Origin of the sequence: Pseudonocardia yunnanensis, from assembly GCF_039534065.1 — a bacterium.
Lineage (GTDB): Bacteria > Actinomycetota > Actinomycetes > Mycobacteriales > Pseudonocardiaceae > Pseudonocardia > Pseudonocardia yunnanensis.
Window position 1 is genome coordinate 51,781 of sequence record NZ_BAAAUS010000005.1, and the last position, 17,669, is coordinate 69,449.

The following is a 17,669-nucleotide window of genomic DNA, read 5'->3' on the forward strand; positions in this document are numbered from 1 at the left end:
CCTAGCGGGTCGTAACGGGGACGGCCGCGGCATTGGCGGCGACGCGTGCCTTGCTCACGGACGGGGTCCAGGGGTCCTCGTGATCGGCCCACAGATCGCGCAGGTGCGGTGCCACCTGCAGGCCGAAGAGCTCGTTGTTCATCGCCGCGGTCTCCTCCGGGAGGTCACCCATGTGCATGCAGGTGATCAGCTGTCCGACCCGCAGCTCGACGGCCAGCTCACGCAGGCGCTGCCGCACGCGCTCCGGCGTGCCGGCGATGATGAAGCCGAGGTCGTCGTACTCCCAGAAGGACAGCTCGCCGCGGGTGGCGCGCAGCCGGTCCTCGGTGCTCACGCCCCGGGCCCGCTCGAGCATCTCGCGCTGGGAGGCGATCGAGGTGTAGCCGGGCGGGGCGGCGAAGTGCAGCGGTGCGCGCTGGCGGGTGAAGAAGTAGCGCACGGCGTCGCCGTAGCGCCGCTCCGCCTCCGCCTCGGTGTCGGCCACGCAGATGATCTGGGTGAACGCCATTCGGTTGGGGTTGACGTCCAGCCCGCGCTGCTCGACGCGGTCCCAGAACCCCCGGACGATCGGACGGGCGTTGGCCAGCCCGAAGAAGGACAGGTAGCCGTAGCAGTAGTCCTCGTCGAGCACGAGGTCCCAGGTCTCGACGCTGCCGGTGCCGGGCACCCAGATCGGCGGTGGCGTCTGCACCGGTCGCGGGAGCACGTTGACGTAGCGCAGCTTCGTGTACGTGCCGTTGAACGCGAAGGGCTCGGGCTCGGTCCACGCCCGGGTGATCAGCTCCCGCGCCTCGTGGAAGCGCGCCCGCAGCTCCGCGGGCGGCACGCCGTAGGCGAACGCGGTGTCCATCGGGGTGCCGAAGACGAACCCCGCGATGAGCCGGCCCTCGGACAGGCAGTCGAGGTAGGCCATCTCCTCCGCCACCCGGATCGGCGGGTTGTAGAGCGCGAGCGAGTTGCCGATGACCAGCAGCGCGGCGTTCTCCGTGCTGGAGGCCAGGCTCGCGGCGAGCAGGTTCGGCGACGGTGTCATCGCGAACGTCGTCTGGTGGTGCTCGTTGACCGCCAGGCCGTCCCAGCCGAGACGGTCGGCCTGCTGCATGAGCCGGATGAACATCCGGTAGTGGGCGCCGACGTGCAGGGAGTCGACGAGCGATGCGGGGACGTCGACGCTCCCGCTCGGATGCTTCTGCGGGTATGTCTCCGGGAGACCGTCGTAGGTCGCCTCGGCGAACCAGTGGTATTTCACCCCGCCCCCTCAGAAGTCCGGGCCGAGCCCGCCGATGGGCGGCATCCCGGAGTGCGCCCACAGCCCGCCGTCGGCGACCACGTGCGTCCCGGTGACGAACGCGGCCTCGTCGGAGGCCAGGAACAGCACCACGTTCGCGATCTCCTCGGCCCGCCCGTAGCGGCCCATCGGGATGGCGTCGCGGATGTCCTCCCAGATCTGCGGGGCGGCGTCGTGCAGGCGGTCGATCGGCGGGGTGCCGATCGGGCCGGGGCACACGGCGTTGCAGCGGATGCCCTTGCGGGCGTACTCGATCCCGGTGACGCGGGACAGGTTCACCACTCCGGCCTTGAGCACGTTGTAGGCGCCGAGCCCGTAGTCGCCTGCCAGGCCCGAGACCGACGCCGTGTTGACGATCGCGCCGCGGCCCTGGGCGAGCATCGGCACGAGCGCGCACTTGATCGCGTACCAGTACGCGGTGAGCCCGACGTCGAGCGAGCGGCGGAAGCCGTCGAGGGTCAGGTCGCCGATCCGGCCGGACTCGAAGGCGACGTGGTTGTTGTGCAGCACGTCCAGCGTGCCGTGGGTGTCGGTGGCGAAGGTGATGACCCGCTCGATCTCGGCGGGGTCGGATGCGTCGGCGTGCACGAAGTCGATCACTCCGCCGGTCTCGCGGATCTCGTCCGCGACCGCCTTGCCGGCCTCCTCGTTGATGTCGGCGATCACGACGCGGGCGCCCTCGCGGGTGAAGGCGCGTGCGGTGGCCGCGCCGATTCCGGAGCCGCCCCCGGTGATCACGGCGACCTTGCCGTCGAGACGCATGTCTCGTCCTTTCTGCTGGAAGAGGTGGGTGCGGCGGAGCGTGCGCTGCTCCCGAGTCTGGTGAGCGGGGGCGGGGTGGACAACGGAACGTCGTCCACCCCTGCCCGTCATGCTGTGTGCAGGGCTCCATGCGTCACGGCGGCTACCCGGTGACCCCGACGCCGCGGAACGTGGGCGCGTAGGCGGGCTGGTAGCCCTCCGGGAAGACGGCCGTGTCGGTCCACGCGCTGGGTGGGAAGTGGGCGTGCAGCGGGAAGCTCTTGAGGATCTTCTTCTCCTCTTCGATCATCCGATGCATCGCAGGCAACCGGGCCTGTCTGTCCGATCCGGACAGTGCGTCCATCCATGCCTGCTGGAACTCCGGGGTGGAGGTGTTCCACGGGTTCGCGTACTGGCCGGGCAGGCTCGCCTGGTAGACGGTCGTCGGGTCCTGGAACGGCGCGCCCATGCCGGGGAAGGCGTTGCCCTCCTGGCGGCCGTAGAAGGTGTTCGCGGTGGTGGGCGACTCGACGACCCGTGTGGAGGCGCGCAGGCCGACCTCGGCCAGCATCGGGACCAGTGCCTCGGCCACGGCGCGGTGGTCGTCGAGGCTGGGCACCAGCATCTCGAAGTCGACGCCGTTCGGATAACCGGCTTCGGCCAGCAGCCGCCGCGCCGCGGCGGGGTCGTAGTTGTTGTCCGGGCCGTCGGGCGTCACGGCAGGGTCGTAGGCCCAGTAGTCCGGCGGCATGTACTGCGCCACGGGTTCGCCGATCCCGAAGAAGACGCCGTCGACGATCGCGCGGCGGTCGATGGCGTGCTGCATGGCCTGACGGACGCGGAGGTCGTCGAAGGGCGGCTTCCCGGTGTTCATGTACATGGACATGATCGAGAGGCTCTTCGACGGAGCGGTGTTGAGCCCGGCTGCGGCGGCCTGCTCGGCCTGCGACGGGTCGAGATAGGTGAGCTCGGCCTGCCCGGTCTGCAGCATGTTCATCCGTGTCGTCGCGGACGTCTGCACGTAGATCTCGTAGTGCGCGGCCTTCGCCGCCTCGGGGTCCCAGTACTCGGGGTTGCGGTCGTAGCGCGTGATCTGCCCGGGGACGTACTCCACGAGCTTCGCCATGCCCGAGCCGACGGGGTTCTGGTCGAGGTCGGGATTGCTGAAGGCCGCCGGGCTGATCATCGTGCCCGTGGTGCCGCTGAACAGGGCCGGGAGGTTCCCGCCCGGACCGTTGAGGTTGACGCGCGCGGTGAACTGGTCGACGACGTCGACGCCCGCCACCCGGGCCAGCGCGCCTTTCTGGGTGCTGCCGTCGAGGGTCATGGCCCGCTCGATGTTGGCCTTGACGGCCGCGGCGTCGAACTTCGTGCCGTCGATGAAGGTGACGTCGTCGCGCAGGTGCAGCACGAGCGCCGTCTCGTTGTCGACGAACTCCCACGACGTGGCGAGCTGGGGGCCTAGGTCCCCGTTCTCCTGCTCCATGATCAGCTGGTCGTAGACGAGCCGGAAGAAGATCATGTCCCACGGGTTCGCGGACTTGTGCGGATCGAACGTCGAGGGGTTCTGCACGAACACGTAGCGGAACGTGCCGTTCGGGTCGATCTCGCCGCTGCCGGCGGCTCTCTGGCCGGAGCCGCCGCCGCAGCCCGCGAGGGCCAGGGCGACCACCGCGAGCAGGCTGATGAGCCAGCGGGCGCGTGCGGTGTGCAACGTCGGTGGTGTACCGCGCACGTCGAACCTCCTAGTGGGTGGGTGGGCCGCAGGCCGGGTGGGCGTCGTGACCGGCCGGGTTCACGGGGCGACTTCCGGCGTCCGCACGGGTGACGGGCCGCTGCTCGGCGCTGCCGCCACCGCCTGGTGGACGCGGACCTCCCGCGACAGCAGCACGGGGACGATCGCGACGGCGAACAGGACGGCGCCGACGATCCAGATGGTGTCGAGCTGGGCCCTGCCGGTGGCCGAGGTGTTCACCCAGTTGCCACTGAGGTCGGTGATGAACCAGCCCACCGCGACCTGCAACGCCGCCGCGGCGCCGTTGAGGGTGCCCGTGACCTCGGGACGGGCGATGCCCGCCCAGTAGCTGTTCACCGTGCCCCAGAACATCGGGTCGCACAGGAACGCGAACGCTCCGATGAACAGGCCCCAGACCACCCAGCTCGAGTCGTGCAGTACGACGCCGAGGATGAACCCGATCGCGCCGCAGGCCGGTCCGAGAGCGAGCCACGGGCGGGTCCGGCCGCCGAAGAAGCGGGCCACGAGGGTGCCGTTGATCAGTCCGAACAGCACCGGGATGAGGGCGATGAACGGGCTGACCCACGCGATGGTGTCGGGGTTGACGCCCTCGAGGGTGATCAACCCGTAGGGCAGCCACGGACCGGACAGCCACGTCGGCGTGGTGGCCAGCCCGGTTGCGATGACCATCGTCAGAACGCTGCGGTTCTTCAGCGCCGCCGCCAGCTCGCGGAACGTCAGCTTCTCGCGGACCTCCGCTCCGTGGTGCTCGGCCCGGATCTGCAGCACCTCGTCCGCGCTGATGCCGCGCATCTTCTCCGGCTTGTTGGCCGTGAAGACGAACAGCAGGATCAGCGCGGGCACACCGAGGGCGGCGACGATGAGGAACGCGTCCCGCCAGGAGAGGTGGTTGGCCAGCGGGAGGGCGATCGCCGGCGCGATCACCCCCGCGATCAGGGTGGAGCTCATCCACGTCGACGTCGCCCTGGCCCCGAGCGCGCCCGGGAACCACACCGACAGCAGGCGCTGCGAGGGCGCCCACAGGAAGCCGAAGAAGATGCCGAAGACGAAGTTGCGCCACCACATCTCGCCGTAGGTGTGGACGAACGCCATCGTCGCCGAGAGCACGGTGACGCCGACGACGCAGATGATGAGCATCTGCTTGGCACCGATGCGGTCGGCCAGGACGCCTGCCAGCAGCAGGAGGGGGAAGTAGCCGAGCAGGTAGCTCGCCGTGACGCTGGAGATCTGCACGGGGGTGAGGTGCAGGTCGGCCGACCAGAACGGGTTCAGCAGGCTGAACTTCGCGCTGTCGAGCCACACGACGAAGTTGACGAAGAGAATGGTGGCGAGCATCAGCCCGCGTCTGCCCGAGAGCAGGCGTAGTGCTGGAGCGGGAGCAGTGATTCCCATGGCCGTCCTCCGGTCGGAGCGGGATCGGCCGCGGATCGCGGCCGAGTGTCAGGCGCTCGAGCGGGGCGGGTGCTCGTGGGGCACCCGCCGGCAGGGCGCGGCATCAGGTCTTCGAATCGCCCGGCGTGCCCGGGCGATCAGCAACGTGCGGGCGGAACCCGGTCAGCCGGCGGTGACCCCCACTCTCAGCCGGTGAACTGGCCGCCGGCCGGGTGCAGCAGCTGCCCGGTCATGAACGACGACTCGTCCGAGGCGAGGAACAAGCACGTGGCCGCGATCTCCTCGGGCCTGCCGAGCCGGTTCATCGGTGTGATGCTCATGGCCATCTCGTAGGCGGGGCGGTTGTCCTCGATCCCGGCGATCATCGGTGTGGCGGTGTAGCCGGGTCCGACGGCGTTGACGCGCACCCCGGTCTCGGCCAGTTCGAGGCCCATGACCTTGGTGAGCATCCAGACGCCCGCCTTGGACACGCAGTACGGCGCCGCGCCCGCGAGCGGGATCCGCGCGGCGCTGGAGGCGATGTTGATGATCGAGCCTCCGGTGCCCTGCTCGAGCATCTGCCGGGCGAGCGCCCGGTCGGTCTGCATCACCCCGACGACGTTGACGTCGAGCACGCGCTGGAAGGTCTCCGTCGCGATGTTCACGACGTGCGTCGCCCGCTCGCCCGCCGCGCGGGTCTGCACGTTGCTCGGGCCGGCGGCGGTGGCGATCCCGGCGGATGCGACGCCGACGTCGACCTTGCCGAACTCGGAGACCGCCGCGGCGACGAGCGCGTCGCAGTCGTCCGAGCTCGTGGTGTCGGTCCGGAGCTGGATACCGCGCCTGCCCGCCTTCTCCACCATGCGGAGCGTCTCGTCGGCCGGTGCCAGGTCGCCGACGACGATGTCGGCGCCCTCCTCGGCGAAGCGGACGGCGGTGGCCTGGCCGATGCCGCTGGCCCCGCCGGTGATGACGGCGACCTTGCCCTCGAGCGCGTTGCCCATGGGTGTCTCCCTTCGGAATGTGTGGATGAACGTGGGGGCGGCTCAGTCCGGGACGACGACGACCTTCACCGAGCCGTCCACGGCGTGCTGGGTGGCGAACGCCTCGGCGACCCGGGAGAGCGGCACGCGGTGCGACACCAGTGGTGCGACCTGGACGTGGCCCTCGGAGAGGAGCCGGAACGCCTCGGTGGAGTCGACCGGCGTGTAGGCGAAGCTGCCGAGCAGCCGCAGTTCCTTCTGCACGACGGTGTTGACGTCGACCGGCGGTGTGGTGCTGGTCAGCCCCGCCACCGCGACCGTGCCGCCGGCGCGCGTGACGGCCGTGGCGAGCGCGAGCACGGGCAGGGCCCCGGAGCACTCGAAGAACGTCTGAACGTTGCCGCTGCCCGGCTGGTACGGGGAGTTCGACGTGCCCCAGCGGTCGAGAATGTGCTCGTGCGCGTCCGCGGAGCGGGAGTCGAACACGGCCGCGCCGGTGGCGGCGGCAACCTCCAGCCGGGCGGGCGAGACGTCGATCCCGAGCACGTCCCGGGCGCCCGCTGCCTGTAGCACGCGCAGCACGCACTGGCCGATCGAGCCGAGTCCGGCCACGACGATCGGTGCGTCGAGGTCCGGGGCGGCCGACCGGACCGCGCGCACCGCCACCGAGAGCGGTTCGAGGAACGCTCCTTCCTCGAAGGACATCGCCTCCGGCATGCGGAACAACCGGCCGTCCATCTCGGCGTGCGGGACGAGCACCTGGTCGCCGAGCCCGCCGCGGGCGCTGCGGTGCGGGTCGGCGCAGAGGTTGGTGCGGCCTGCGGCGCACTGCGCGCACGTGCCGCAGGGGCCCATCGGGTTGACCGCGACCCGGTGCCCGACCGCCAGGTCACGGACGCCGGCACCGGCGGCGCTGACGGTGCCGGCGAACTCGTGTCCCATCGCGGAGCCCTCGACGATCCAGGCGCCCTCGGCGAAGGCGTGCACGTCGGAGCCGCAGATGCCGCACGCGCCGACGTCGAGCACGACGTCGAGTGGGCCTGGTACCGGGGCCTGCTCCTCGATCAGGCCGATCGAGCGGATGCCCTGCCACCGTGCGGTCCTCATGCCGGCACCTGCGCCTGACGGGCCGACCGCATCGTGCGCACCGACGCGCCGCCCAGCCGGGGGCCCTCGGTGTGCAGGTGGCAGGCGACCTCGCCGGAGCCGAGGGCGGGGGACAGCATTGGGTCCACGGTTCGACAGACCTCCATGACGTAGGGGCAGCGGGTGTGGAACCGGCAGCCCGGTGGGACGTTCGACGGGTCGGGTGGGTCGCCGGCCAGCACGATGCGTTCGCGGGCGCGCTGGACCTTGGGCGACGGCACCGGCACCGCGGACAGCAGCGCCTGCGTGTAGGGGTGAGCGGGCGCGTCGAACACCCGGGCCGCGTCGCCGTGCTCGACGATCCGGCCGAGGTACATCACGGCGACGCGGTCGGAGATGTGGCGCACCACCGACAGGTCGTGCGCGATGAACAGGTAGGTCAGCCCGATCTCGGCGGACAGCTCCTCGAGCAGCCCGATCACCTGGTTCTGCGTGGACACGTCCAGCGCGCTGACCGCCTCGTCCAGCACGAGGATCCGCGGATCGGCCGCGATGGCGCGGGCGATGGTGAGCCGCTGGCGCTGGCCACCGGAGAACTCGTGCGGGTAGCGCAGCATGTAGTCCGGCGAGAGCCCGACGCGGCGCAGCAGTTCGGCCACCCGCTCGATCCGCTCGGCCCGGCCCAGCCGCAGGTGCACGTCGATCGGTTCGCCGATCGACTCCCGCACGAGCATGGAAGGGTCGAGGGAGGAGTAGGGGTCCTGGAACACCATCTGGATGTCGCGACGCGCGGTCCGCAGCTCTTTCGCCGGCAGCCCGATGAGCTCGCGGCCCGCCAGCCGCACCGAGCCTGCCGACGGCTCGACCAGGCGCAGCAGTCCGCGCGCCGTGGTCGACTTCCCGCAGCCGGACTCACCGACCAGGCCGAGCGTCTCGCCGTCGTGCAGCTGGAAGCTCACCCCGTCGACCGCGCGCACCGACACCCGCTCGCGGAACAGCTTCTTGCGCGGTGAGAACGTGACCTGGAGGTCCTGGACGTCGAGGAGGGGAGCCGGATCCGCACTCACGTCGTGCCTCGCAGGGTGAGCTCGGGGTGCCGCAGGCACCGGGTGGCGTGCGTCGGGACGGGTAGCTCGAGTGGCGGCGGAGCGCCCGTCCGGCAGCGGTCCTGTGCGTAGGCGCAGCGCGGGTGGAAGCGACAGCCCTCCGGCATGGCGCCGACGCGCGGAGGCTGGCCCGGGATGCTGGACAGCGCCGCGAACGGGTCGTCCATCCGCGGCATCGCGGCGAGCAGCCCCTCCGCGTAGGGATGCGCGGGATGCTCGAAGAGGTCGTCGAGCGGCGCGGACTCGACGATCTGCCCCGCGTACATCACGAGCACCCGGTCGCAGACGTCGGCGACGACGCCCAGGTCGTGGGTGATGAAGATGACCGACATCCCGTGCTCGCGCTGCAGCTCCTTCAGCAGCTCGAGGATCTGCGCCTGCACGGTGACGTCGAGCGCGGTGGTCGGTTCGTCGGCGATGATCACGTCCGGGCTGCACGCCAGCGCGATGGCGATCATGACGCGCTGCCGCATGCCGCCGGAGAACTCGAAGGGGTACTGCCCGAACCGGCGCGCCGGATTGGGCACCCCGACGCGTTCGAGCAGCGCGATCGCGCGGGCCTTCGACTCTTTGCGCGACAGCCCTTCGTGCCGGCGCAGGACCTCGGCGATCTGGTCGCCGACGGTGAACGCCGGGTTGAGGCTCGTCATCGGTTCCTGGAAGATCATCGCGATGTTCGGGCCCCGGACGTCGTCCATCTCGCGCGAGGTGAGCGCGGTCAGGTCGTGGTCGAGCACACGCAGCGTCGTGGCGCGCACCCTGGTCTGCCGCGGCGGCATCAGGCCGGCGACGGCCAGGCACGTCACGCTCTTGCCCGAGCCCGACTCGCCGACGATGCCGAGCGTCTCCCCGCGGGCCACGCCGAACGTCACGCCGTCGACGACCGTGGCCCAGCCGTGCTCGGTGAGCACCTCGACGACCAGGTCCTCGACTTCCAGGGTGTTCTCCTGCGCCCGCGGCAGGGTCTGGGTCACGGGTACGTGTTCTGCAGCGCCGGTCATGACTCGGTGCGCTCCTCCCGGCCCAGCGCGTCGCGCAGGCCGTCGCCGAGGGTGACGAAGGTGAAGACGGTCAGCGCGATGAGCACGCCGGGGAAGATCCCGAGCCACGGCGAGCGTCCGAAGTAGAGGAAGCCTTCTCGGATCATCGAGCCCCAGCTGGCGTCGGGCGGCTGGACGCCGAGGCCGAGGAAGGACAGGCCCGCCTCGGAGAGCATCGCGTAGCCCGCCGTCACGGCGATCGCGACCGTGAGCGGAGAGAGCGTGTTGGGCAGGATGTGGCGCAGGATGATCATGTGGGTGGGCGTGCCGATGCTGCGGGAGGCCTCGACGAACGTCTCCTCCTTGAGACCGATCACCACACCGCGCACGAGGCGCAGGAACCGCGGCGCCATGAGGATCCCGACCGCGAACATCGCGTTGCGCAGGCTGGGGCCGAGCACCGCGACCAGCGCGATCGCGAGGAGCAGCGGGGGGAAGCTCATCGCCGCGTCGTTCAGCCGCATCACGAGACCGTCGAACCGGCCGCCCAGGTAGCCGGCGAGGAAGCCGAGCGGAACGCCCACCACCATCGCGACGACGAGCGCCAGTCCGATCGCCAGCAGCGACACCCTCGTGCCGACGATGAGCCTGCTGAGGATGTCACGCCCGAGCTGGTCGGTGCCCAGGAGATGGCCGGGTGAGAACGGGTCGAGCAGCACCGCGCGCAGGTTCTGCGCGTTCGGGTCGGCCGGGGTGATGTACGGGCCGATGAGGGCCACAAGGACGAGGAATGCCAGGACGCACAGCGCGATGACGGCGCCGCGGTTCTTGCCGACCCGGCGCCGGAAGTCGGCCCAGGCGCCGCCTCCGTGCACAGTGGCAGACGGCGTCCCCGCCGGCATCGCGGACGCGGCCGGTGCCGCGGGGGCGACGGCGATGTCAGGGACGGAGGGGACTGCGGGGGATGGCTCGCGCTGGGTCATCGGGGCCGCACCTTCGGGTTCAGGTAGCCGTACGTCAGGTCGACGAGGAGGTTGGAGACCATGGCGACCAGCACGGCGACCAGCACGATCCCCTGGATCACCGGGATGTCCCTCGTCGTGACCGCGTTGATCGCCACCTGACCGAGGCCGGGCACCCCGAAGATCTGCTCGACGAGCACGGCGCCGCCGAGCATCGCGGTGATCTGCAGGCCGAGCACGGTGACGAGGGGGACGCCGGCGTTCTTCATGACGTGCTTGCCGATCACCATCCGGGCGCGCAGGCCCTTCGCGCGGGCGGTGCGCACGTAGTCCTGCTGCAGCACGCCGATGATCGAGCCCCGCAGCTGGCGTGCGCTCTCGGCGGCGGCCGCGATCCCGAGGGTCAGCGCGGGCAGCAGGATGTGCGACAGCCACGCGGCGGGGTCCTCGGAGATCGGTACGTACCCGGTGGCCGGCAGCCAGCCGAGCGTGAGGCTGAAGACCAGCACGAACATCAGTCCGAGCCAGAACGACGGCAGGGCGATGCCCAGCGACGAGCCGACGGTTGCGACGCGGTCGAGCCAGGTGCCACGGCGCAGGGCAGAGAGGATCGCGGTCGGCACCGCGATGATGAGGGAGATCAGCAGCGCGGTCGCCGCCAGCGAGATCGTGACCGGCAGCCCGTCGCCGATCGACGTCGCGACCGGACGGCTGGTGAACAGCGATGTGCCGAGGTCGCCGGACATCGCGCCGGTGACCCAGTCCCAGTACTGCACCACCATCGGGCGGTCGAGGCCGAGCCGTGTCCGCACGGCGGCGACCTGCGCGACAGTGGCGTCGGGGCCGGCGATCGTGACTGCGGGGTCGCCCGGGATCAGCAGGACGAGCCCGAAGACGACGAATGTGACGAGGACCAGTACCGGCAGTGTCGTCAGTACGCGCAGGAGGAAGAACTTGAGCACGGGCGTACCTCCTCGATGAAGTCGTCGTGCGTTCTTTCGGTGGGAACACTGCGCATCCGGCAGTTGGCCGGGTAACGGTTCTCCAGATCGTGCACCGGACGTTCCGGTGGTACGGACGGTGTGGTGCCGGACACAGACGCTAAAGGCTCGGAAGCCGGGAAGGCAACGCTCCCGTGCCGGCTCTTCAGATAACGATCGGATAACGAACGACTTTTACCGGCATGTGTGAGGCTGTCCATCGCGCATCACGGACAAGTGTGCCGATCTCCATTGTCCGGATTTCGGGCCGAGGCTCATCATGGCCCCGGGTCGGAGCCGGCGCGAGGCCGAGGATGGTGTGTCAGTGAAGTTCCATTGGTTCGCGGAGGTCACGTACGACGGCCTGCCGGGTGCCTTCCCGGCACCTGGCGCCGGGACGTGGGTGGACGCTCCCGTCGGCCTCGCCGACCCCCGGCGGGTGGGGAAGAACTACCGGATGTTCATCCGGCTGATGCAGCAGGCCGACCGCGACGGGTTCGACGGGCTGGCCGTCAACGAGCACCACCAGACGCCCTTCGCGATGACACCGTCGCCGAACCTGCTGGCAGCGAGCGTGGCGAGCTCCACGGAGAACGCGGCGATCCTGGTGATCGGCGACTCGCTCGCGCTCTACAACCCCCCGATCCGAGTTGCCGAGGAGCTCGCCTACCTGGACTGCCTCTCCGACGGCCGGGTGATTGCGGGCTTCGTCTTCGGCACCCCGATGGACTCGGCCTTCGCGTACGCCCGGCCCCCCGTGGAGCTGCGCGAGCGCTTCCACGAGGCGCGCGAGTTGGTGCTGCGGGCATGGCGGGAGCGCGAGCCGTTCGCGTTCAACGGGAAGTTCACACAGCTGCGTTATGTCAACCTGTGGCCGCGCCCGGTGCAGGAGCGACCCGCGGTGTGGGTGCCGGGATCCAACAGCGTGGAAACCTGGGAGCTGGTGACCCGGGAAAACTACTGTTACGGTCACCTCTCATTCTCCGGACTGCGCGCCGCAAAACCACTTGTCGACGGTTACTGGGATTATGTGGCGGCGCACGACGGCGACCTGAATCCACACCGCATGGCGTTCACCCAACTGATCTGCGTGGCCGATTCCGACGCGGAGGCCGAGCGCCGCTACTACGAGGCCGTCAAGTACTTCCAGCGGGTGCGCGATCCCGGACCGCGTTTCGCCACTCCGCCCGGGTACACCTCCGCGGCGTCCCTCGCCGGTCTCCTCGGCAGGACGGCCACGCCCGAGGCGATCGAGGACCGGCGCCGCGCGACCCGCGGTGAGATGAGCTTCTGGGAGTACGACGAGAAGGGCTACATCATCGCCGGCACGCCGGACCGGGTCGCGCAGCGCGTCCGGGAGCTCGCCACCGAACTGCGGGTGGGACAGCTGATCGCCTCACTGCACATGGGCGACCTGGACGAGGAGACGGCAGCCGAGAACACACACCTGTTCGGCACCAAGGTGATCCCGCAACTGCGCGATCTGTGGGCCGACGAGCCGGACCACTGGACGCCCGAGGTGAGCAGGCAGCGCGTCGGTGCGAGAGCGAGCGCGTCGACGCTCGTGGGAGGGAGCTGAGCATCATGCCGAGCACCACCGTCAACGGCGTGTCCCTGTACTACGAGGTCGAGGGCGACGGGCCGCCGTTGCTGCTCATCGCCGGCCTCGGATCGAGCTCCCTCGCGTGGGCCGCTGCCGTCCCGCGGCTCCGCGAGGGCTACACCGTGATCACGGTGGACAACCGGGGCACCGGCCGCAGCGAGGTACCGCCCGGTCCGTACGCCGTCGACGACCTGGCCGACGACACCGCCGCGCTCGTGGACCACCTCGGCCTCGGGCCGGTCGCGGCCGTCGGCTGGTCGCTCGGCGGCTCCGTGCTCCAGTCGATGCTGATCCGGCACGCGCGGGTGCTCTCCAAGGCCGTGCTGCTCAACGCGTTCCCGTCCTACACCGCGATCCAGGACGGCTGGCTCGACGCCGGACTCGCGCTACGCAGGGCGGGCGTCGACCCCGTGGCGATCGGGATGCACGCGATGCCGTGGGCGTTCACACCGCGGCTGCTGTCCGACCACACCGTGGCCGCCGCCCAGGCCGAGCTCGCGCGCAAGGACCCCTATCCGACGACGCTCACGGGCTTCGAGGCCCAGGCCGCAGGGCTGCGCCGCTACGACTCGCGGCCGGACCTGCCCTCGGCACTCACCCCGACCCTCGTGCTGGCGGGTGCGGAGGACGTGCTGACGCCGGTGTCACAGTCGGTGGAGATCGCCGAGCTGATGCCGAACGCCACGCTGCAGGTGCTGCCCCGCGGCGGCCACGGGATGCTGCTCGAGTACCTCGACGACACGCTCGCCGCGATCACGGCGTATGTCGGAAACGGTGCTCCATGACCCGACCCCTGCACGTCGTCGGGCTCGGCGGCACCGTGCGGACCGGATCGTCGAGCGAGCAGGCGCTGCGGATCGCTGTGGCTCGGGCCGCGGCGCAGGGCGCGAGCACCCGGGTCTTCGGCGGGAGCGAGCTGGCCGCGCTGCCGATGTACGCCCCCGAGACGGGCGACGGCGGGCCGGTCGCCCGTGACCTCGTGGCGCACCTGCGCCGGGCCGATGGCGTCATCGTCGCCTCGCCGGGCTACCACGGCTCGATATCGGGACTGGTGAAGAACGCCCTCGACTACACCGAGGAGATGCGCGACGACGCCCTGCCCTACCTGGCCGACCGCTCGGTGGGCCTCGTCGTCACGGCGTACGGCTGGCAGGCGTCGGTGACGACGCTGAGCGCGCTGCGCGCAATCGTGCACGCGCTGCGGGGCTGGGTCACTCCCTACGGGGCGGCGGTCAACTCCCTGCAGACCAGGTTCGCCGACGGCGTGTGCGGTGAGCCTCGGGTGGTGGAGCAGCTGCACACCGTCGCCGACGAGGTGGTGCGGTTCGCCGAGCTCGTCTCCGCCCGCCGTCACGGCGTGCTGTCCGGGCCACAGCCTGCGGAGGGCGCATGACACCCCCGACCGGCGTCGACGCCGCGATCCGGAGCCTCGCCGCCGGGCGCCCGGTGCTGCTGATCGACGACGTGGCCGGTCCCGCGGCCGGCGAGTCGGGGGCACTCGTGGCGGCGGCGGAGCACACCGACACCACGCTCATGTCGCTGCTCGTGCGGGAGACCACGGGCATCGTCTGCGTGGCCATGACCGGAGCGCGCCTGGACGAGCTCCGAATCCCGCCGATCGCGACGGTGGGCGGCTCGCGGCACGACGGTGCGGCGTTCGCCGTGTCGGTCGATCTCCGCTGCGGCGTCAGCACCGGGATCTCCGCGCGCGACCGGGCGGCGACGGTGCGCGCGCTCGCCGACCCGGCGACGGCGGCCGGTGACCTCGCGCGGCCGGGCCACGTCCTACCGCTGCGGGCACGCGACGGCGGTGTCCTCGAGCGGCCGCGCCCGGCCGAGGCCGCGGTCGACCTCTGCCTGGCAGCCGGGCTCGCCCCCGCCGCGGCGCTCGCGACCGCCGTCGACGCGGACGGCGGTGTCGCCGGATCCGCAAACCTTGGCGTGCTCGCCGACCAGCACGGACTGACTGTCGTGCGCGTGTCCGACGTCGTCGCCTGGCGTGCGGCCATGCGGCCCGTCCACCGCGGGCCGTCGACGACGCTCCCGACCGTGCACGGGCTGTTCACGGCGGTCGGCTACGGCGATGCCGACGGCGGTGAGCACCTCGCGCTCGTCCGTGGCGAGCCGGCGGGCCCCGGCCCGGTGCTCGTGCGGGTGCACCGCGAGTGCCTCACCGGGGACGTGCTGGGTTCGCTGCGGTGCGGCTGCGCATCCGATCTCGCGGCAGCGCTCGCGGCGATCGACCGCGCGGGGCGGGGAGTGCTCGTCTACGTGCGTCGGCGAGCGCTGTCCGGAGTCGGGCGCGTGCAGGCGGTGCGCGGATGCGGGACGGGCGACCGGCACGCGGCCGCTCTCGCCGCGAAGATCCTTCTCGACATCGGGGTGCAGAGCGCGCTCGTGCTCGCCGACGATCCCGGGGAGCCCGCCGACCTCGCCGCCCACGGGGTGATCGTCGCTGGTCACCGGCCGGTGCAGTCCCCGCTCGCGACCCCGGCCGAGGTCGGGTGAGGAGCACTCGGAGAGGGGACTCTGCCGTCGTGGTCCACTCGTCTCGTCACTGCTGCACGACTGGAGGTCATGCATGACGCCGGAGTCCCTTCCGCTCATGGAGGCGCTGCACTCGACGCCGTCACGCCGGTATCTCGCTCCGGACCCGATCCCCGACGACGTCCTGTGGTCGGTGCTCAACGCCGCCATCCGCGGCCCGTCCGGCGGCAACCAGCAGGGCTGGGGGTGGGTCGTCGTGACGGACCCGGAGGTGAAGGAGCGGGTCGCGGCCTGGTACCGGGAGAACTGGGACGCCGCATACGGCAGGAGGCGCGAGGAGATCCTCAACGCTCCGCCCGGATCGCAGGGGCTGAGCAAGCGCGGGTTCCTCGGCGCCGAGCACCTCGCCCACCACATCGCGGAGGCCCCGGTCTGGGTGTTCCCGGTGCTGCTCGGGGCGGCGGACGTCACGAACCCGCGCATCGGGTCGTCGATCTACGGGGCGGTGCAGCAGCTGTGCCTCGCCGCCAGGGCCCACGGCCTCGGCACGTCGCTTACCACGCTCTACGGCGGCCACGAGGACGAGCTGCGAGAGATGCTCGGCCTGCCCGAGGACGCTCTGACGATGGCGCTGGTACCGATGGGGTATCCGGCGCAGGGGCGCTGGGCAGAGCCGAAGCGGCTCCCCGTCGAGGACGTCGTGCACTGGGACCGCTGGGGCGCCAAGCGTCCGCGCGAGGAGGCCGGGTGATGGGAACCGATCTCGAGGCGCTCTCCTTCGAGCCCTTGACGCCGGTGTCCTACCTGGACCGCGCGGCAGCCGCGCACGGTGACCGCATCGCCGTGGTCGACGGCGAGCAGCGCTGGACGTACGCGGAGCTGCACGATCGGTGCCGGCGCCTGGCAGGTGCGCTGGCGCCGCTGGCCGGGGGCAGGCCGGTGGCCGTGCTGGCACCGAACACCCACGTGTTGCTGGAGGCCAACTTCGGCGTGCCGTGGGCGGGGGTGCCGCTCGTGGCCGTGAACACCCGGCTGTCCGCAGGCGAGGTGGCCTACATCCTGGAGCACTCACAGGCCGCAGTACTCGTCCACGACCCGGCGTTCGACGCGCTGGTCACCGACGTGCTGAGCCGGATGGCGACGCCGCCGCAGGTGGTGCGTGCGGGCGAGCAGTACGAGGAGCTCCTGGCCGCAGCCGCACCGCTCGCGCTGACCCCGACCGACGAGCGGGCGCTGCTGTCGATCAACTACACGTCCGGCACGACGGGGCGCCCGAAGGGGGTGATGTACCACCACCGCGGGGCGTACCTGCAGGCGTTGGCGATGGTGGCACACACCGGCCTCTCGCCGTCGGCGGTGCACCTGTGGACGTTGCCGATGTTCCACTGCAACGGCTGGTGCTTCCCGTGGGCGGTCACGGCGGCGGGTGCCACGCACGTCTGCCTGCCCAAGGTGGAGCCGGCGCAGGTGTGGCGGCTGATCCGGGAGGAGGGGGTGACGCACCTCAACGGCGCGCCCACGGTGCTCTCGATGATCGCCTACGCACCGGAGGCCGCCCCGCTGTCCGGACCGCCCGTACGGGTGGCGACCGGCGGGGCGCCGCCGAGCCCGGCGATCCTGCGGCGGATGGGCGACCTGGGGTTCGACGTGACGCACTTGTACGGACTGACGGAGACGTTCGGGCCGGTGATGATCTGCGACTGGCGTCCGGAGTGGAACGCTCTCGACGCCCACGAGCAGGCCCGGCTGAAGGCGCGCCAGGGCGTGGGGAACATGATCTCGTGCCGCGCTCGGGTGGTGGCCGCGGACGGCACGGACGTCCTGGCGGACGGGACGACGATCGGGGAGATCGCGTTGCGTGGCAACAACGTGATGCTCGGTTATCTGAACGACCCGGAGGCGACGGCCGCGGCAGTGCCCGACGGGTGGTTCCGCACCGGCGACCTCGGTGTGCTGCATCCGGACGGGTACGTGGAGCTGCGGGACCGGAGCAAGGACGTGATCATCTCCGGCGGGGAGAACATCGCCTCGGTCGAGGTGGAGCAGGCCATCTTCGAGCATCCCGCGGTGCTGGAGGTGGCGGTGGTCGCCGCGCCGGACGAGAAGTGGGGCGAGGTCCCGGTCGCCTATGTCACCGTGCACGAAGGTGCGTCGGTGACCGAGGCGGAGATCATCGATCACGTGAAGGGTCGCCTGGCCCGGTTCAAGGCGCCGAAGCGCGTGGTCTTCGGCGAACTTCCGAAGACCTCCACCGGCAAGATCCAGAAGTACGTGTTGCGGGAGACGGCGCGCGCGACGCCTGCCTGAGCCCCGGTAGCCGCGACAT

The 17,669-nt window shown here is 71.1% G+C and carries 16 protein-coding genes; 6 read left to right on the forward strand and 10 right to left on the reverse strand.

The window, feature by feature from the left end; genetic code table 11:
• Nucleotide 1: 1 nt before the first annotated feature.
• The 10 genes from ABD743_RS05890 to ABD743_RS05935 form a co-directional block, all read right to left on the reverse strand.
• Nucleotides 2–1,249, reverse strand: coding sequence for an LLM class flavin-dependent oxidoreductase (locus ABD743_RS05890; protein WP_344719602.1), 1,248 nt, complete (start codon nt 1,247–1,249; stop codon nt 2–4).
• Between the two features lie 9 nt (nt 1,250–1,258).
• On the reverse strand, nt 1,259–2,050 hold the full coding sequence (locus tag ABD743_RS05895; RefSeq protein WP_344719604.1) for an SDR family NAD(P)-dependent oxidoreductase: 792 nt from the start codon (nt 2,048–2,050) through the stop codon (nt 1,259–1,261).
• A gap of 142 nt (nt 2,051–2,192) precedes the next feature.
• Nucleotides 2,193–3,764 carry an ABC transporter substrate-binding protein gene (locus ABD743_RS05900; protein WP_344719606.1) on the reverse strand — a complete coding sequence of 524 codons (1,572 nt, stop codon included), beginning with the start codon at nt 3,762–3,764 and terminating at the stop codon, nt 2,193–2,195.
• Between the two features lie 60 nt (nt 3,765–3,824).
• Nucleotides 3,825–5,177 (reverse strand): MFS transporter, encoded by a 1,353-nt coding sequence (locus ABD743_RS05905; protein WP_344719608.1) that lies wholly within the window; start codon nt 5,175–5,177, stop codon nt 3,825–3,827.
• A 185-nt stretch (nt 5,178–5,362) separates the two neighbouring features.
• Nucleotides 5,363–6,160 (reverse strand): SDR family NAD(P)-dependent oxidoreductase, encoded by a 798-nt coding sequence (locus ABD743_RS05910; RefSeq protein ID WP_344719610.1) that lies wholly within the window; start codon nt 6,158–6,160, stop codon nt 5,363–5,365.
• 42 nt (nt 6,161–6,202) lie between these two features.
• Nucleotides 6,203–7,246 (reverse strand): zinc-dependent alcohol dehydrogenase, encoded by a 1,044-nt coding sequence (locus tag ABD743_RS05915; RefSeq protein WP_344719612.1) that lies wholly within the window; start codon nt 7,244–7,246, stop codon nt 6,203–6,205.
• A complete protein-coding gene (locus tag ABD743_RS05920) occupies nt 7,243–8,292 on the reverse strand; it encodes an ABC transporter ATP-binding protein (RefSeq protein WP_344719614.1) in 1,050 nt (349 codons plus the stop codon). Before ABD743_RS05920 ends, ABD743_RS05915 begins: the two co-directional genes overlap by 4 nt.
• Nucleotides 8,289–9,332, reverse strand: coding sequence for an ABC transporter ATP-binding protein (locus ABD743_RS05925; protein WP_344719616.1), 1,044 nt, complete (start codon nt 9,330–9,332; stop codon nt 8,289–8,291). The genes ABD743_RS05920 and ABD743_RS05925 overlap by 4 nt, the downstream gene beginning before the upstream one ends.
• Nucleotides 9,329–10,294, reverse strand: a complete 966-nt coding sequence (locus ABD743_RS05930; RefSeq protein ID WP_344719618.1) for an ABC transporter permease — start codon at nt 10,292–10,294, stop codon at nt 9,329–9,331. Before ABD743_RS05930 ends, ABD743_RS05925 begins: the two co-directional genes overlap by 4 nt.
• On the reverse strand, nt 10,291–11,235 hold the full coding sequence (locus ABD743_RS05935; protein ID WP_344719620.1) for an ABC transporter permease: 945 nt from the start codon (nt 11,233–11,235) through the stop codon (nt 10,291–10,293). The genes ABD743_RS05930 and ABD743_RS05935 overlap by 4 nt, the downstream gene beginning before the upstream one ends.
• A gap of 343 nt (nt 11,236–11,578) precedes the next feature.
• On the opposite strand from ABD743_RS05935, the gene ABD743_RS05940 reads away from it, so the two are divergent.
• From ABD743_RS05940 to ABD743_RS05965, 6 genes are all read left to right on the forward strand, one after another.
• The gene (locus ABD743_RS05940; protein ID WP_344719621.1) at nt 11,579–12,832 is read left to right on the forward strand and encodes an LLM class flavin-dependent oxidoreductase; all 1,254 of its coding nucleotides are present in this window, start codon (nt 11,579–11,581) and stop codon (nt 12,830–12,832) included.
• Between the two features lie 5 nt (nt 12,833–12,837).
• The gene (locus ABD743_RS05945; RefSeq protein ID WP_344719623.1) at nt 12,838–13,641 is read left to right on the forward strand and encodes an alpha/beta fold hydrolase; all 804 of its coding nucleotides are present in this window, start codon (nt 12,838–12,840) and stop codon (nt 13,639–13,641) included.
• The gene (locus ABD743_RS05950; protein WP_344719625.1) at nt 13,638–14,249 is read left to right on the forward strand and encodes an NADPH-dependent FMN reductase; all 612 of its coding nucleotides are present in this window, start codon (nt 13,638–13,640) and stop codon (nt 14,247–14,249) included. Before ABD743_RS05945 ends, ABD743_RS05950 begins: the two co-directional genes overlap by 4 nt.
• Nucleotides 14,246–15,364, forward strand: a complete 1,119-nt coding sequence (locus tag ABD743_RS05955; RefSeq protein WP_344719627.1) for a 3,4-dihydroxy-2-butanone-4-phosphate synthase — start codon at nt 14,246–14,248, stop codon at nt 15,362–15,364. The genes ABD743_RS05950 and ABD743_RS05955 overlap by 4 nt, the downstream gene beginning before the upstream one ends.
• A gap of 73 nt (nt 15,365–15,437) precedes the next feature.
• On the forward strand, nt 15,438–16,094 hold the full coding sequence (locus tag ABD743_RS05960) for a nitroreductase family protein (RefSeq protein ID WP_344719629.1): 657 nt from the start codon (nt 15,438–15,440) through the stop codon (nt 16,092–16,094).
• Complete coding sequence (locus tag ABD743_RS05965) at nt 16,094–17,650, forward strand: AMP-binding protein (RefSeq protein ID WP_344719630.1); 1,557 nt, start codon at nt 16,094–16,096, stop codon at nt 17,648–17,650. The genes ABD743_RS05960 and ABD743_RS05965 overlap by 1 nt, the downstream gene beginning before the upstream one ends.
• The last annotated feature ends 19 nt before the right edge of the window (nt 17,651–17,669 follow it).

What these genes read in the sequence shown, in the direction of transcription:
- ABD743_RS05895 (WP_344719604.1), bottom strand. Translation starts at nt 2,050, where the DNA reads ATGCGTCTCGACGGCAAGGTCGCCGTGATCACCGGGGGCGGCTCCGGA.
- ABD743_RS05905 (WP_344719608.1), bottom strand. Translation starts at nt 5,177, where the DNA reads ATGGGAATCACTGCTCCCGCTCCAGCACTACGCCTGCTCTCGGGCAGA.
- ABD743_RS05910 (WP_344719610.1), bottom strand. Translation starts at nt 6,160, where the DNA reads ATGGGCAACGCGCTCGAGGGCAAGGTCGCCGTCATCACCGGCGGGGCC.
- ABD743_RS05915 (WP_344719612.1), bottom strand. Translation starts at nt 7,246, where the DNA reads ATGAGGACCGCACGGTGGCAGGGCATCCGCTCGATCGGCCTGATCGAG.
- ABD743_RS05925 (WP_344719616.1), bottom strand. Translation starts at nt 9,332, where the DNA reads ATGACCGGCGCTGCAGAACACGTACCCGTGACCCAGACCCTGCCGCGG.
- ABD743_RS05930 (WP_344719618.1), bottom strand. Translation starts at nt 10,294, where the DNA reads ATGACCCAGCGCGAGCCATCCCCCGCAGTCCCCTCCGTCCCTGACATC.
- ABD743_RS05945 (WP_344719623.1), top strand. Translation starts at nt 12,838, where the DNA reads ATGCCGAGCACCACCGTCAACGGCGTGTCCCTGTACTACGAGGTCGAG.
- ABD743_RS05950 (WP_344719625.1), top strand. Translation starts at nt 13,638, where the DNA reads ATGACCCGACCCCTGCACGTCGTCGGGCTCGGCGGCACCGTGCGGACC.
- ABD743_RS05955 (WP_344719627.1), top strand. Translation starts at nt 14,246, where the DNA reads ATGACACCCCCGACCGGCGTCGACGCCGCGATCCGGAGCCTCGCCGCC.
- ABD743_RS05960 (WP_344719629.1), top strand. Translation starts at nt 15,438, where the DNA reads ATGACGCCGGAGTCCCTTCCGCTCATGGAGGCGCTGCACTCGACGCCG.
- ABD743_RS05965 (WP_344719630.1), top strand. Translation starts at nt 16,094, where the DNA reads ATGGGAACCGATCTCGAGGCGCTCTCCTTCGAGCCCTTGACGCCGGTG.